This is a genomic window from Labrenzia sp. THAF35 (assembly GCF_009363595.1).
GTDB lineage: Bacteria > Pseudomonadota > Alphaproteobacteria > Rhizobiales > Stappiaceae > Roseibium > Roseibium algicola.
Genome location: NZ_CP045380.1, coordinates 4,040,146 through 4,054,463 on the forward strand (window position 1 = coordinate 4,040,146; position 14,318 = coordinate 4,054,463).

A 14,318-nucleotide genomic window follows, 5' to 3' on the forward strand; every position below is an offset into this window, starting at 1 on the left:
CTTTCTTAACTCCGAATTTATCGATTTTCCCGTAGGTTAAGCTCAAAGGAGTGCGCCTTGGCAGAACGGATGCATGCAACGGATACCCAAAATACGTCGGTACCGTCTGAAAAGGCGGTTGACGTCGGGTATTACTCGCCTGCCAAAAGATCGCCGCCGTCGCTTCCAGCCGGTTACGTCCTGCACCAGGTCACTGTCCAGCCGCTATCCTCTTGCCCGTTTCAGGTCTGTCTTCTGGATGTCGGGGCGACGGGGGAGTTGCCGACCTGCGATTTTCACAGAATACGGGATACGACCCTCATCATCGCTTGTTCGTCGGGAGAACTGGCAGCAAAAACTCAGCTGACATTGCTGGACGGCGGGGTGGATGATGTTGTCGACGCCGACGACGCGGACCTTCTGCTGCTTGCCCTTAAACGCGCGGAACTCGTGATCTCGCGGCAGGGTGGGCTGTTCCGCAAATGCCGCGATCTCGCCATTGAGAGGGATAACCTTCAGTCTGCAATCGACAATCTGCCTTCACCCATCTTCTTCAAGAACCGGGCCGGCATCTACAGCGGCTGCAACAAGGCTTTTGAAGCGTTTATCGGATTGCCGGCCAGCAAGGTGAACGGTGCCAGTGTTTATGACGTAGCACCAGCTGAATTGGCAAAGGTCTATGAAGCGGCCGACGAAGAGCTGATGCAGCAGGGGGGTGTTCAGATCTATGAGGCGGACGTTTGCTATGCTGATGGTGAGCGCCGAACGGTGACCTTCCATAAGGCTGTTACCCGTGACCGGGTCTCCGGCGAGGTAAACGGCCTTGCTGGATCCATGCTCGACATCACTGAACGCAAACGTCTGGAAGAACAGCTCAAGTGGGCAGCAGAGCGCGATGCCCTGACAGAGGCCTACAACCGTCGCAGGTTTTTCGAGCTGGCGGCTGCAGCAAAGGAACGGGCACAAAAGACGTCAGCCAGCCTGTCCATCCTTGTGCTTGACGTTGACCATTTCAAACTGATCAACGATCGATACGGCCATGCCTGCGGCGATGCAGCGCTCAATCATCTTGTCGGCCTGCTGAAACGTGAACTTCAAGAGCCGCATATCTTTGCAAGGGCAGGCGGTGAGGAGTTCTATTGCCTGCTGGAAGGGTGCGACCTCAATGAGGCGTTCGAAATCGCCGAGCGCATTCGAATGGCCGTCGAAACGGTGCCCCACTTGCACGATCAGCAGCTCATCTCGATGCGGGTCAGCATAGGGGCTGCCACCGTTCGTGAGGGCGAGAAAATCAGCCAGACCATCGCCAGGGCTGATGAAGCGCTATACAGCGCCAAGCAGGCTGGCAGAAATCGGGTTTGCGTGGCCTGATGTGCCGTTGAGGTGCCTTTCGGCATGCTTCCACTATTGCATCCTGTCTATTTCAGGGATACTGAAAGCTCTTGGAGAGCAGTTCTCGGGGCGGGGTGAAATTCCCCACCGGCGGTATCGGGGAAACCCGGAGCCCGCGAGCGCTTCGGATAAGATGTTCGAAGGTCAGCAGATCCGGTGAGATGCCGGAGCCGACGGTTGAGGTGGCGTCAAACGAAGCCGCCCGAAAGTCCGGATGAGAGAGAACTTGACCGCCGCCATTTGATGATGGCCGGTGGGCGTGTGTCTTTTGAGACTGTTCTGAACGATGACGGAACGGATCGCAGATAGGACGCCCATGTCAAACAATTCGAAGAAGCCCATATTTGCCGCGCTTGCCATGATCGGGGCAGGGGCTTCGTTTGCCATCGTGAACGGCGCCCTGCAGGCCTCGACCATGCAACTGGGCGTGCCGTCAACGTCCGCGGCCTTCTGGCAATATGCACTGGGCCTTCTCGTTGGCCTGCCATTCGTCCTGCGGCGCGGCTTTTCCGCCTTGAAGACACATCAGATCGGATGGCATCTGGCGCGGGGTGTTCTTGCGGTGATCGGGATCCAGTTGTGGGTCGCCGGTCTTGCGCAGGTCGAGATCTGGCAGGCAATTGCCTTGGTGATGACTTCGCCGTTTTTCGTGATCATCGGCGCCAAGCTGTTCTTCAGGGAACGGGTTGGCCTGATCCGGTGGCTCGCGACGTTGGCAGGCTTCTCCGGTGGCATGGTGATTCTGGAGCCCTGGACGGAAGGCTTCAGCCTGGCAGCACTTTTGCCGGTCGGGGCAGCTGCATTCTGGGCAGGAACTTCGCTCGTCACCAAAAAGCTGACTGCAACTGAAGATGCCGATTCCATCACCATCTACCTGCTGCTGCTCCTGACACCGGTCAATGCACTGCTTGCGCTGGGAGAGGGCGGTATCGTGCCAACCGGTCCGGCGCTGTGGCTGCTCGTGGGGGCCGGCGCCCTGACGGTGCTGGCAAACTACCTGCTGACCCTTGCCTACCAGAAGGCCGATGCGGCTTTCGTGCAGCCTTTCGACCACCTGAAGCTTCCGCTTAATATCGCGGTCGGCTTCTTCGCTTTCGGTTTTGCCCCGAGCGGTGCATTCTGGCCGGGTGCGCTGGTGATTGTCGGTGCGTCGCTGCTGGTCATGCTGGACGAGCAAAAGCGCGATACGCAAGTGTCCACAGCCTGAAGCACACGCAGACGTTTGCGAACAGGCAGGTTTGCACTAAGCTTTTGCAGCATCGCGAACTTCGGAGACCTGAATGACCGCCGATCCATTGACCGTTCACGTGCTGATTGAGGGCAGGGTCCAGGGTGTTGGGTACCGCGCCTGGTGTGCGGGTGAAGCTGAAGACAGGGCACTGGCCGGCTGGGTGCGCAATCTCAGCTCCGGTGGGGTCGAAGCCGTGTTTTCAGGCCCGTCCGATACCGTTGTCGACATGCTGGATGTGCTCTGGCATGGGCCGTCTCTTGCAAGGGTAAACCTGGTCAAGGACCTTGAGCCGGTAGAGCCCTGCTCGGGTGCCTTCGAGGTGCGCGATACGGCTTAACCGGCTGTGGCCAATCGTCTTTTCTATATCAATCGCGACATTCGAAGTTGAGTTGTCACGGAAATATCGCAATGATCTGATCTTTCAGATGAAGCAATCGGTGCCGCGCGGTCGGTGCCGAAACGTGAAACCGGGAGATTTTCAGTGAAGATTGCGATACTTGGCGGTGATGGTTTTGTCGGCTGGCCCACATCCTTGCATTTGTCGGATCAGGGCCATGAAGTTCATATCATCGACAATCTGAGCCGTCGCTGGATCGATGCCGAACTAGGCGTGCAATCGCTGACGCCCATGGATTCGATCCAGGAACGCACCCGGATCTGGAAGCAGGAAACCGGCAATACAATCCGGTTCCACCTGATCGATATTGCCCGCGACTACGAAGTGTTCAAGGCCTGGCTTGCTGAGAACCGGCCGGACGCCATCATCCATTTCGCCGAACAGCGCGCTGCGCCCTATTCGATGAAATCGGATCAGCACAAGAACTACACGGTCAACAATAACGTCAATGCCACGCACCATCTGCTCAACGCGATGGTGGAGCTGGATCTCGATGCGCACCTTGTCCACCTCGGCACCATGGGCGTCTACGGCTATTCCAGTGTCGGCGCGGCAATTCCGGAAGGCTATCTGTCGGTTGACGTCGAGACCCTGAACGGCTCCAAAGCGGCTCAGGAAATCCTTTATCCGGCCAACCCCGGCTCGATCTATCACATGACCAAGTGCCTGGATCAGCTGTTGTTCCAGTTCTACGCAAAGAACGACGGGCTAAAGGTCACCGACCTGCACCAGGGGATCGTCTGGGGTACGCATACCGAACAGACCCTTCGCCACAAACAGCTGATCAACCGGTTCGACTATGACGGTGACTATGGCACGGTTCTGAACCGGTTCCTGATCCAGGCAGCCATCGGCTATCCGCTGACGGTTCATGGCACCGGTGGCCAGACACGGGCTTTCATCCATATCCAGGATTCGGTTCGCTGCATTGAACTGGCATTGAAGAACCCGCCGAAAAAGGGCGACCGCGTCAAGGTGTTCAACCAGATGACCGAGACCCACCGGGTGCGGGATCTGGCAGAGCTGATCTCCCGCCTTACAGGCGCGAAGGTTGCCTATCTGCCAAACCCGCGGAAGGAAGCGGCAGAAAACGATCTGGTCGTCGAGAACAAGCAGTTCCTGGAACTGGGCCTCAATCCGATCACGCTGGAAGAAGGCCTGTTGAGCGAGGTGGTGGACGTCGCGAAGAACTTCGCTTACCGCGTCGACCGCAGCCGAGTACCGGCAGTGTCCGCCTGGACCAAGGAAATTGCCGACGAGATCGAACGGGATCCGGAACATCCGCGTCTGAAGTCCGTCTCCTGAGGCCGGGAATGCAAGACGCTCCTCAGTTCGACAGGGCACCTGGAAGCACATTTGCCTATGTGACACTGGTGACGAACCGGGACTATGTGCTCGGTGCGAAAGCGCTTCTGCGCTCGCTCCGGCATTCGGGAACCGAAGCCGACCTCGTGGTCCTCTACACACCCGGGGTCGGTGAGGCGGATCTTGCCGCCCTTGCGGAATTCGGACCTCGGCTTGGCCGGTGTGAGCGCCTGCCAACGAGCGAAAGCTTCAACGCGCGCCATGAACGCGGCCGCATTCACAAGGCGGCCCCGTTCACAAAGGGCGGAAAGCCGGTCTTTCACACGCCTCTGGACAACTTCGTCAAGCTGCGGCTGTGGCAACTCGAGGAATATGACCGGGTCATCTTCATCGATGCCGATGCCATCGTGCTGCAGAACTGCGACAAGCTATTTGGCTATCCCGAGTTCTGCGCAGCGCCGAACGTCTACGAAAGCCTGCAGGACTTCCACCGTCTGAACAGCGGTGTCTTTACCGCCCGGCCGAATAGGACCACGTTCGAGGCCATGCTGGCGCGTCTGGACAGGCCGGAGGCCTTCTGGCGGCGCACGGACCAGACGTTTCTGGAAGACTATTTTCCCGACTGGCACGGGTTGCCGGTGTTCTTCAACACGCTCCAGTATGTCTGGTTCAACCTGCCGGAACTCTGGAACTGGAAGCAGATCCATGTGCTGCATTACCAGTATGAAAAGCCCTGGCAGGAGGGGCATGAAAAGACCGCCAAGTTGCGTCCTCTGATCGATCTCTGGCAGGCTTTTGCGACCGGGGTCGACATTCCGGACGATATGGCCGGCCTGCCAGGACCTCTGGAGTGGGCGGCAAAGCAGGCGTCCTGATGCATGTACTTCTGACGGGAGCGAGCGGAACGGTTGGCCGATTCATCCTGAAGCGGCTGCTTGACGATGGCTGCACGGTTACGCTTCTTGGCAGACGTCCGGTTGACGGCGTCGCGGCAGCCTTTCAGGCCTATGACCTTGCTGATCCGGATCCTCAACTGCCGCAAGCCGATGCACTCGTTCATTGTGCGCTGGTCCATGAGCCCGGCAAGTTCCGGGGCGGTGAAGGTGACGAACCTGAGCGGTTCAGGAAGCTGAATGTCGACGGTACCCGACGTCTTTTTGAAGCGGCCGCGAAGATGGGATGCCGGACAGTCGTTTTCCTCTCCAGCAGGGCTGTTTACGGTGATCACCGACAAGGCGAAAAGCTCACGGAAACGGATGCACCAGCACCCGATACGCTTTATGGCGAGGTGAAACTTGCAGGGGAAGCGGCACTCAAGGCGTTATGCTGCCAGAGAATGCGCGGCATCGTTTTGCGCGCGACCGGTGTTTACGGCCCTGGGTCAGGCTCGGCAGACCACAAATGGTCGGGGCTTTTCAGGGATTTTGCATCCGGTATTCCGATTGCCCCGCGCAGGGGAACGGAAGTTCACGGGGACGATCTTGCTGCTGCCGTTGCCCTGGTTCTGGAAGAGCGACGGGAAAATGAAGAACCATTTCAGATCTACAACGTCTCGGATCTTCTGCTCGACCGCCAGGACCTCTTGGCACTTTATGCGGCCGAAGCAGGTTTGAACCTTGAGGTGCCGGCAGCATCGGACCAGGCGCCAGGCGAAATGACGACAGACCGGCTGCGGGCAATTGGCTGGTCGCCGGGTGGAACTGAAAAGCTGAAAGTGTTTCTGCGTTCAATAGCCGGGCGCGGTGCGGCCGGCACCTGATGCTCAGCTCTTGAGCGAGCTTTGTTTGCCGGTATGGCAACAAAAAAGGCGGGCTCAACGGCCCGCCTTTTCCAGTTGCCTTTGTGCCAGATCAGGCAGCGCGGATGTCGTCGAAGAAGCGGTCGACTTTCGAGCTGAGGTTGGCGGATTCGCTAGTTAGTGCCTCTGCTGTAGACAGAACATCCGCAGCGTTTCGGCCGGTTGACTGAGCGCCGCTGGAGACCTGGATAATCGTCTCGGAGATGGCGTCCGTACCCGTGGAGACTTCGTTGACGTTTCGCGAAATCTCGTTGGTCGCCAGGCTCTGCTGTTCAACCGACACAGAGATGTCCTTGGAGATCTCGGACATTTCCGCAATGACGTTGCTGATATCGCGGATGGCTTCAGCAGCGCGGTTCGAAACTGTCTGCATCGCCTGGATCTGCATTGCGATTTCCTCTGTCGCCTGGGCAGTCTGGTTGGCCAGGGATTTCACTTCCGATGCAACAACCGCAAAGCCTTTGCCGGCTTCACCGGCGCGGGCCGCCTCAATGGTGGCGTTCAGCGCCAGAAGGTTGGTCTGGGCAGCAATGTCGTTGATCAGGCTGACGATCTGGCTAATCCGGTCGGTGGTCGCCACCAGGCTCTGTACGGTCTGATCCGTCTGGGAAGCCGCGCTGGAGGCCCGTTCGGAAATGCCGGCCTGCTCTTCAACACGCCGGGCGATTTCGGCGATAGAGGACGTCAGTTCCTCGGAGGCTGCGGCAACCGAGCGGACATTGGCGGCAGTGTCGCCGGTAGTCCGGGCAGCCGATTCCGCATCGGTCGAGCTTTGTTCGGAAGTTTGCGCCAACTCGCGGGCGGTGCGTTCCAGTTCTTCTGTGGCGTTGGAAACGGTTTCCAGAACGCTGCGGATTTCCTGGTTGAAACCACCAAGCAACTGGTCGACGGTTGCTGCCCTGCGATGCTTTGCTTCCTGCTCGGTCGCGCGTTCGGCTTCCAGGCGACGCTGTTCCTTGCCGTTGGTCTTGAACACCTCCACGGCATTGGCGATCGAGCCGATCTCGTCGTTCCGCTCCAGGCCCAGGACCGGGGTTTCCAGATCGCCTTCCGCAATCTGGGCCATTGAACTGGTCACGGACGCGAGCGGACGGGCCAGCAGTGTCTGGAACAAGGTACCGAGGATGGCAAGCATCAGCACGGTTGCAATCACGGTCGCAAAGAGTGCCGAATAGCGGAAGCTCGTCAGGCTCGCAAAGGCGGCGTTTCGATCAACGGAGAGGCCAATCTGCCAGTCGACCGGCAAACCGGTGACCGGAACGAACTGGACAATACGGTCGCCATTCACACTGGACGCGTATTGCGGTTCTGCACTGACCTTGACCGGCTCGTTGGGAAACAGCTCACTGAGCGGCTTGGAAATCATGTTGCTGTCCGGGTGCACCAGGATGGTGCCCTTGGAGTTAGCCACAAAGACGTATCCGAGGCCGCTCATGTTCGACGAGGCAAGCATGTTCGCCAAGGTGGTGATGTCAAAGTCACCACCGACCACACCGGAAAGGGTGCCGCCGGTTTTTACCGGTGTTGCAGCCGTCACGATGAGATTGCCGGTTGAGGCGTCCTGATAGGGGGCGGTGATCACGGGTCCACCTTTTGCGACGGCATCCTTGTACCAGGGACGCACGCGCGGATCGTAGCCTTCGGGCAGATCTGCCGGCGGCCACATGTTGAAGGCGCCGTCTGCTTCCACACCAAAATAGGTCGCGCTGAAATTGCTGGTCAGGGTCTTGAGGTCGAAGAACTCGGGCGTTACCTCGGGCTGCTTGGCAATGCGTTCGGACAACGCCTCGATGAGCAGCATGCGCGCTTCGAACCAGTTTGTGACGATATTGACTTCCGACTGGCCGACACCGGTCATGTAGTCGCGAACTTCGTCCGTCTTTGCGTTGCGCTGAAGGGTGTCGTTGAAGAGGCCGAAGCCGGCGAAGATCAGAACAATGACGCCGGCGGCTGCCAGCAGGATTTTGGTGATCACGCTCCGACGGGAGCGAACTGAGAGAGCCTGGGTCACAAACTTCATTCCCATGGTTGAGAAGGTTTGTGTCTGTATTCGCTCATCTGAATGAAGGAATACTAAATCCGACCGGTTTCCAAGCCGTCTTTGAACTAAAAAAATGAAAACTTCATGCGATTTTGAATGTTACTCGCAAAAATAACAATGGAATTTCTTGAGGTTGCTTTTTTGTTTTTGCTACAACTCGAGTTTGAATTCGATATTACCTAGAGTTCAATGCACACGTTTGAAGCCTCCACCGCGCGAGTGGCTTCACACGGAAACCGTGGGGCCAAATATCTTTTCAAATTCGGCCCGAAGGACGCTGTCGTTTTCGGCCATGGTAACAGGCAGGCCGAGATCCACGAGACTGGTCACGCCATGTTCGGTAATGCCGCAGGGCACGATGCCGTCAAAATGATCCAGTTCAGGCTCCACGTTGAAGCTGATGCCGTGGAACGTGACCCATTTGCGCAGGCGGATGCCGATTGCGGCGATCTTGTCCTCGACCGTCGCCCCGCGGCCTGGCCGGCGCACCCAGACGCCGACGCGGTCTTCCCGGCGTTCGCCGCGAATGTGATAGTGCCAGAGCGTGCTGATGAGCCAGGCTTCAAGTGCGGAAACAAAAGCCCGCACATCCTGCTGACGCCGCTTCAGATCGAGCATGACATAGGCTACGCGTTGCCCGGGCCCATGGTAGGTGTGCTGTCCACCGCGCCCTGTCCGGTAGACCGGAAAGCGGTCGGGAGCGACAAGATCGCTGTCCTTGGCGCTGGTGCCGGCGGTGTAGAGCGGGGGGTGCTCCAGCAGCCAGACCTGTTCGTCGGCTTCGCCGGCAATGATTCTCTGGACCCTTTCATCCATTTCCCGAAGAGCGGTCTCATAATCGACCAGTTCGTCGGAAATCCGCCATTCGACCGGGCGCGAGCCGGAAATTGGCAGAAAACTAAGGGAAAGAGCGTCTCTATCGGCGGGTGACATGTGGATGACACTTCATTGTTTTTTGAGCTGGCTTGCCATGCCGTGGTATGGTTAAGCGCTGGCGGGTCAGTTGCCCTATTTAAGGATCAAGGCGTCCGATGACTACCTTCGATGAAATCAAAGTCGATATTTCCGTCGTTCTCGGGGAGAACGAGATGCCTGTCCACCAGTTACTACGTATGGGGCGTGGCGCCGTTATCGACCTTGATGTGGCCGAAGACGACGATGTGAAGATCTATGCCAACAATACGCTGGTCGCCAAGGGGCAGGTGGTTTTGCTCGGTGAGCGGATAGGCATCTCGATCACGGAAGTTCTGATGCGTCCGCCGGACATCCGGCCGATGCGCACCGATGGCCCTCTGTGAGGGACTAAAGCATTTCTGCATAAGAAAAATCGCGTGCCTGTGAATTAATGCAAAAAGGCCTCTTGCGCCCCCAAATTCCTTTTGCTACATGGAGCGCCTCGACGCTGAGAGGCGCTGGGAACAATCGAATATGCGGTCGTGGCGGAATTGGTAGACGCGCAGCGTTGAGGTCGCTGTGGGGTAAAACCCGTGGAAGTTCGAGTCTTCTCGACCGCACCATATTCGAAGCATTTCTACCGATGCTTCCTCAAAAGGCTGCCCCTCCGGGCGGCCTTTTTGCTTTTCCGCACTGCCCGCAAAATACCTGATTGCTCTGGGAAAATTCAGATACCGGCTTTTTGGGTTTGTTGCGATGTGCTTTTCTGCAAGGAACAGCCTCAGCGGGCTACTGGCAAAAACCGGTCCGGCACATTCATGCGAAATCGAAGGAAGCCGCACGTGTTCAATTTCCGTTCCATCAGTACTTCGTCCTGCGCCGCAATGATGACCCTGAGCTTGCTGGCAGGTCCGCTTCAGGCGCAAGAACAAGAGAAAGTGCAGGAGGCAATGGTCCCGGCCGGTGCCATTGCCGGTGCAGTCACGTCTCCCGTCGACGGCGATATCAATCGCTTTCGTGCAATCCTCGTTGAAACGGAAGAAGGCGCCGATCTCTACGTCTTTACGGACGCAGGAGAGGGCTGGAAACAGGTTGCCCATGCGAAAGACATGGTGTGGCGCGGCGGCATGTACGGCCAGGAGCCCTGGATGGAAGCAACCGAACACGGTTCGTTGAAAATCTATTCGGAAAATTCGGCTGTCGGACGCAACCGTTGGGAACAGGTCCTGACCATTGCCTATCGTAACGGCGTCTTCCGGGTCGCCGGATACACCTATTCCTACTACGATACGCTGGATCCGGATGCGAACGGGCAGTGTGACGTCAACCTTCTGACGGGCAAGGGAGTCCTGAACGGGAAGAACTTCAAGACTTCACTCGGTGCCCTGCCTGTACAGGATTGGACCATGGATACGCGGCCGCCGGAGTGCGAGGTCGAGTGATGCGGCCTTTGCGGCGAGTGTCCGCACTGGCTGTGGAAGCGGTTCTGAAGGGCTCTTGATGACGCTTTGTCGTGTTGTTGTCCGTCATTGAGAAAACACGGGAGGGATGACATGTCCGATATCGCAAGGCCGGATTGGCGCTGGGTGATCCGCGGCATGATTCTGACGCTCGTCATCTGCCTGTTGCTGATACAGCTCTTCCCCGAAATTTACGCCGTAAAGGATTTCTGGCTTGTCACTGTGCCGAGTGGCGCTTTATGGGGCAGCTTCTTGTCGCGTCTCTTGAGCGAGCCGGGGCTCTGGAAACTTCTCGTGACGAGCGCGGAAGGGGCTGCGATGATCGTCGTGCTGTTTCTTGTGGTGTTTCGTCCGCTGATTGCCTGGAAAGCGTATCTGGTCTGCGTCGCCTTGACTGCCGTCTCGGCAATCCTGTTTTTTACCTACGTCCTTCCCGCAATGCCGAACAGCACGCTGCTCATGGTCTTGGCCGGCAGCCTCTATTCATCGTTCCGCTATGGCGTCACGCTTGCGCTGCTCTATGCGCTCGCGCTCACGTCGGACACAGCGCCAACCAATCGGCAGCTTCCCGCCCATGCGTGAAGGTGTGAGACAGGGCATTGCGGAGCGACTGAAAGCCCTCCGGACCAGGTTCGTTCTCGTGTGGCTGGCACTTGCATTTGTGTCGCCAGCGGCATTTGCGCAGTCACTTTCCGTTTATCCTGCCGTTGATCCGGGCAGGTTTGGCGCGATGACGTGCCAGCAGCTTTGGTATGTCGAGCAGGAGGTGCTGGCTGCAGGCAGAGTGTGTCTTGCCAGCGAAAGAGCACGCCGCGCATTCCGCCGTGCGGAGCGATGCATATCCGATGACGAGGCCATTCTGCCACAGGATACGCGTGACTATCTCGATCACTTGCGAAGCGTTGCAGCGGACAAGGGATGCAGCGGCCCCGAGAGGCGTTGAAGGACTTCAAGGAAAGTTGGCAGGCTTTTGAACCAGACCGGCATTTCGGAGTTAAGTCTGTGGACCGGTTTCGCTTTTCCGGTGGCGCTTTGCCGCCGCAAACGCTAGATCTGGTGAGGAGTGTCCGGTGCCTTTCGCCGGAAGAGTTCGTTGCGTTTTGAGGGGAGGCGCCAGATGAGTGAAGCATCCGAGCTTGATGTCACCGCCTCTCCCGTTCCCGACATTCCGGTGCGCGACGAGGATGAGCATCTCAATCGCGAGTTCATTGCGGCTGTTGAAGCGGCAATCGAGGCGAACGATCAGGATGGCTTGAGGCACCTTGCCGCCGATCTTCACGAAGCTGACACCGGTGATCTTCTCGAGACGCTGGATCCGGAGGATCGGGCGTCCTTCATCCGGCTTCTGGGCGAGGACTTCGACTATACCGCGCTGACCGAGATCGACGAGGCGGTGCGTCTGCAGGTTCTGGAAGACCTGCCGACGGAAGTCATTGCCGAAGGTCTGGGCGAGCTCGATTCGGATGATGCGGTCTACATTCTGGAAGACCTCGATGAGGACGACCAGGCTGCGATTCTGGAAGAACTGCCTTATGCGGACAGGGCCCAGCTGCAAAAGGCTCTGGATTATCCGGAAGAAAGCGCCGGCCGGCGCATGCAGACCGAATTCATTGCGGTTGCCCCGTTCTGGACCATCGGTCAGACGATCGACTACATGCGCGAGGCCCGCGACCTTCCGGACAGCTTCTACGAAATTTACGTGGTCGATCCGACGTTCAAACTGCTCGGGTCCGTTCACCTGGACAAGATCCTGCGTACCAAGCGGGACGAGAAGGTCACTTCCATCATGGAGGAGACTCGCCAGGCGGTGCTCGCGACGGAAGATCAGGAAGAGGTCGCCCGCCGGTTTGAGCGCTACAACCTCGTTTCATCCGCCGTTGTGGACGAGAACGACCGCCTGGTCGGTGTTCTGACGGTTGATGACATCGTCGACGTCATCCAGGAAGAAGCGGAAGAAGACCTGCGTGCCCTGGCCGGTGTCGGTGATGAAGAGATTTCCGATAATGTGATGACCATTGCGCGCTCGCGGCTGACCTGGCTGGTCGTCAACCTTGGCACTGCCGTGCTTGCCTCGGTGGTGATTGCGCTGTTCGAGGACACGATCGAGGCCATGGTGGCGCTGGCGGTGCTGATGCCGATCGTCGCTTCCATGGGGGGCAACGCCGGCACCCAGACGATGACCGTTGCCGTGCGTGGTATTGCCACCCAGGAACTGGGTGCACGCAATCTTTTGCGCGTTCTCAACCGCGAAATTCTGGTGAGTGTGTTCAACGGTGTTGCCCTGGCCATCCTCATCGGGGTGACTGCCTGGATGTGGTTTGGCAGTCCGGGGCTCGGCGTAGTGATTGGTGGTGCGATCGTGATCAATCTGCTGTTCGCGGGTCTCTCCGGCCTTCTGATCCCGATCGCGCTCGACAAGATGAACGTCGATCCGGCGATCGCCTCGAGCGTCTTCGTGACGACGGTAACAGATGTGGTCGGTTTCTTCGCCTTTCTCGGCATCGCGGCTCTTTGGTTCGGCCTGCCGTTCTAGCCTCCAATCGGCAGGCCTCGTTTAAAGGTCAGTCACCGCAAACCAGAACCTTCTGTCGCAGACACGCGGCCGTGCGGTGATGGAAGGCCTCGCGATAGGCGCTGTCCGAATAGAGTGCGATCAACGCGGTTAAATCGGGATAGGCGCCGATAGCGACCAGATCCCAATCCTCGTCCTGCCCCAGGAACATGCCCTGAAACGGTCCGACATAAAGGAACCGTCCACCAGCCCGCTCCATGGCCGGCATGCTTGCAGCCGCATAACTGGCAAAGGCTTCCTGGCCCGTCTGGCCCGTCGTTCCGTCCGCATATTTCGCGGCGGCATTCAGCTTGAAGAAATTGATCAGGGTTACGGGTTTGTCGTTCGCCCGGCTGAGGATCTGCGTCCATTGGCTTTCCGTCGGGCTGGTGCCGTCGGTTCCCGGGCCGTACCAGGTTACGAATTGGGCTGACTGTTGCTTGACGTCCATGAGGCTTCTCCATAACTTTACACGTGTCAAATTGCAGGAAAGTTTACACGTGTCAAGTCAAGCCAGAGTGCAACGCACGCGCGCGGAAATTCTCGATAGTGCCTGGACGCTCATCTCGCAGCGGGGAGCGGACGTGTCGCTGGCGGAAATCGCCAAGGCCGCAAAAATCAGCCGGCAATCCGTCTACGATCACTTTGGTTCGCGTGGGGGGCTGATCCTGGCGCTCGTCCGGCGGGCTGATGAACGTCTCGACATACGGGCAAAACTGTTTGCAGCCTTTGACAGGCCACAGCCGCATGAACGGCTGAATGCTACTGTTGCCGTCTGGATCGGCTTCGTGAAGGAAATCTACCCGGTTGCCTCGGATCTTATCCGCCTGCGAACCACCGATGCGGACGCATCGGCGGCGTGGGAAGACCGGATGTCGGAACTGAGGCAATGGTTGCTTGTGTTGACCGGATCGCTGGAACGCGACGGTGCGCTGCAATCCGTCTGGACAGCGAAGTCGGCTTCAGAATTTCTCTGGGCGTCGTTCAGTGTGCAGGCCTGGGGTCTGTTGACACAGGACTGCGGCTGGGATGAGGGCGAGGCGGAAGCTGTCCTGACGAGGACACTGCAGCAGGCATTGCTGACGGAAAAATGATGCCGCGGAGGTCGTGAATGTGGGTCACTAAAAGCAAACACACCTGACGCGAAGTGGAAAACCCTGGTTCAAAGGTTCGGCGGGCAGGCCATGCCTGGACCATGGCTGCTTCCTGTCGAAAGTTTTGTTGTCGAATTCAACAAACACGACGCCATGGAGGGGGGCGGTCGACAAAG

At 58.2% G+C, this 14,318-nt stretch carries 15 protein-coding genes, 1 tRNA gene and 1 riboswitch; of the genes, 13 read left to right on the forward strand and 3 right to left on the reverse strand.

What is annotated here, in order from left to right; all coding sequences use genetic code 11:
• Positions 1–57 precede the first annotated feature (57 nt).
• The 6 genes from FIU93_RS18520 (at position 58) to FIU93_RS18545 (ending at position 6,063) form a co-directional block, all read left to right on the forward strand.
• Positions 58–1,350 carry a diguanylate cyclase gene (locus FIU93_RS18520; RefSeq protein WP_209010160.1) on the forward strand — a complete coding sequence of 431 codons (1,293 nt, stop codon included), beginning with the start codon at positions 58–60 and terminating at the stop codon, positions 1,348–1,350.
• A gap of 77 nt (positions 1,351–1,427) precedes the next feature.
• Positions 1,428–1,601: riboswitch (FMN riboswitch) on the forward strand.
• Positions 1,602–1,687: 86 nt separating this feature from the next.
• Positions 1,688–2,578, forward strand: a complete 891-nt coding sequence (locus tag FIU93_RS18525; protein ID WP_152506400.1) for a DMT family transporter — start codon at positions 1,688–1,690, stop codon at positions 2,576–2,578.
• A 73-nt stretch (positions 2,579–2,651) separates the two neighbouring features.
• The gene (locus tag FIU93_RS18530; RefSeq protein ID WP_022998281.1) at positions 2,652–2,939 is read left to right on the forward strand and encodes an acylphosphatase; all 288 of its coding nucleotides are present in this window, start codon (positions 2,652–2,654) and stop codon (positions 2,937–2,939) included.
• A gap of 144 nt (positions 2,940–3,083) precedes the next feature.
• Entirely contained in the window at positions 3,084–4,304 is a 1,221-nt protein-coding gene (locus tag FIU93_RS18535; RefSeq protein ID WP_055654679.1) for an NAD-dependent epimerase/dehydratase family protein, read from the forward strand.
• Positions 4,305–4,312: 8 nt separating this feature from the next.
• A complete protein-coding gene (locus tag FIU93_RS18540) occupies positions 4,313–5,179 on the forward strand; it encodes a glycosyltransferase (protein WP_152506401.1) in 867 nt (288 codons plus the stop codon).
• Positions 5,155–6,063, forward strand: coding sequence for an NAD-dependent epimerase/dehydratase family protein (locus FIU93_RS18545; protein WP_152506402.1), 909 nt, complete (start codon positions 5,155–5,157; stop codon positions 6,061–6,063). The genes FIU93_RS18540 and FIU93_RS18545 overlap by 25 nt, the downstream gene beginning before the upstream one ends.
• A gap of 91 nt (positions 6,064–6,154) precedes the next feature.
• Here the strand turns inward: FIU93_RS18545 and FIU93_RS18550 are convergent, their stop codons facing one another.
• The gene (locus FIU93_RS18550; RefSeq protein ID WP_209010162.1) at positions 6,155–8,077 is read right to left on the reverse strand and encodes a methyl-accepting chemotaxis protein; all 1,923 of its coding nucleotides are present in this window, start codon (positions 8,075–8,077) and stop codon (positions 6,155–6,157) included.
• A 291-nt stretch (positions 8,078–8,368) separates the two neighbouring features.
• Positions 8,369–9,076 (reverse strand): lipoyl(octanoyl) transferase LipB, encoded by a 708-nt coding sequence (gene lipB, locus FIU93_RS18555; RefSeq protein ID WP_152506404.1) that lies wholly within the window; start codon positions 9,074–9,076, stop codon positions 8,369–8,371.
• Between the two features lie 98 nt (positions 9,077–9,174).
• On the opposite strand from lipB, the gene FIU93_RS18560 reads away from it, so the two are divergent.
• From FIU93_RS18560 to mgtE, 6 genes are all read left to right on the forward strand, one after another.
• The gene (locus FIU93_RS18560; protein ID WP_022998287.1) at positions 9,175–9,441 is read left to right on the forward strand and encodes a FliM/FliN family flagellar motor switch protein; all 267 of its coding nucleotides are present in this window, start codon (positions 9,175–9,177) and stop codon (positions 9,439–9,441) included.
• Between the two features lie 132 nt (positions 9,442–9,573).
• Positions 9,574–9,660 (forward strand) — tRNA-Leu (locus FIU93_RS18565).
• A 219-nt stretch (positions 9,661–9,879) separates the two neighbouring features.
• The gene (locus FIU93_RS18570) at positions 9,880–10,479 is read left to right on the forward strand and encodes a hypothetical protein (protein ID WP_152506405.1); all 600 of its coding nucleotides are present in this window, start codon (positions 9,880–9,882) and stop codon (positions 10,477–10,479) included.
• A gap of 111 nt (positions 10,480–10,590) precedes the next feature.
• Positions 10,591–11,079 carry a hypothetical protein gene (locus tag FIU93_RS18575; protein ID WP_062488588.1) on the forward strand — a complete coding sequence of 163 codons (489 nt, stop codon included), beginning with the start codon at positions 10,591–10,593 and terminating at the stop codon, positions 11,077–11,079.
• Positions 11,072–11,440 (forward strand): hypothetical protein, encoded by a 369-nt coding sequence (locus FIU93_RS18580; protein ID WP_075282978.1) that lies wholly within the window; start codon positions 11,072–11,074, stop codon positions 11,438–11,440. The genes FIU93_RS18575 and FIU93_RS18580 overlap by 8 nt, the downstream gene beginning before the upstream one ends.
• 174 nt (positions 11,441–11,614) lie before the next feature.
• Positions 11,615–13,030 carry a magnesium transporter gene (gene mgtE, locus FIU93_RS18585; protein WP_055654668.1) on the forward strand — a complete coding sequence of 472 codons (1,416 nt, stop codon included), beginning with the start codon at positions 11,615–11,617 and terminating at the stop codon, positions 13,028–13,030.
• Positions 13,031–13,058: 28 nt separating this feature from the next.
• Here mgtE and FIU93_RS18590 read toward each other — a convergent pair whose 3' ends face one another.
• Positions 13,059–13,499 (reverse strand): DUF1330 domain-containing protein, encoded by a 441-nt coding sequence (locus FIU93_RS18590; RefSeq protein ID WP_152506406.1) that lies wholly within the window; start codon positions 13,497–13,499, stop codon positions 13,059–13,061.
• A gap of 49 nt (positions 13,500–13,548) precedes the next feature.
• Here FIU93_RS18590 and FIU93_RS18595 point away from each other — a divergent pair, with 49 nt between their 5' ends.
• Entirely contained in the window at positions 13,549–14,142 is a 594-nt protein-coding gene (locus tag FIU93_RS18595) for a TetR/AcrR family transcriptional regulator (RefSeq protein ID WP_173017354.1), read from the forward strand.
• Positions 14,143–14,318: the final 176 nt, after the last annotated feature.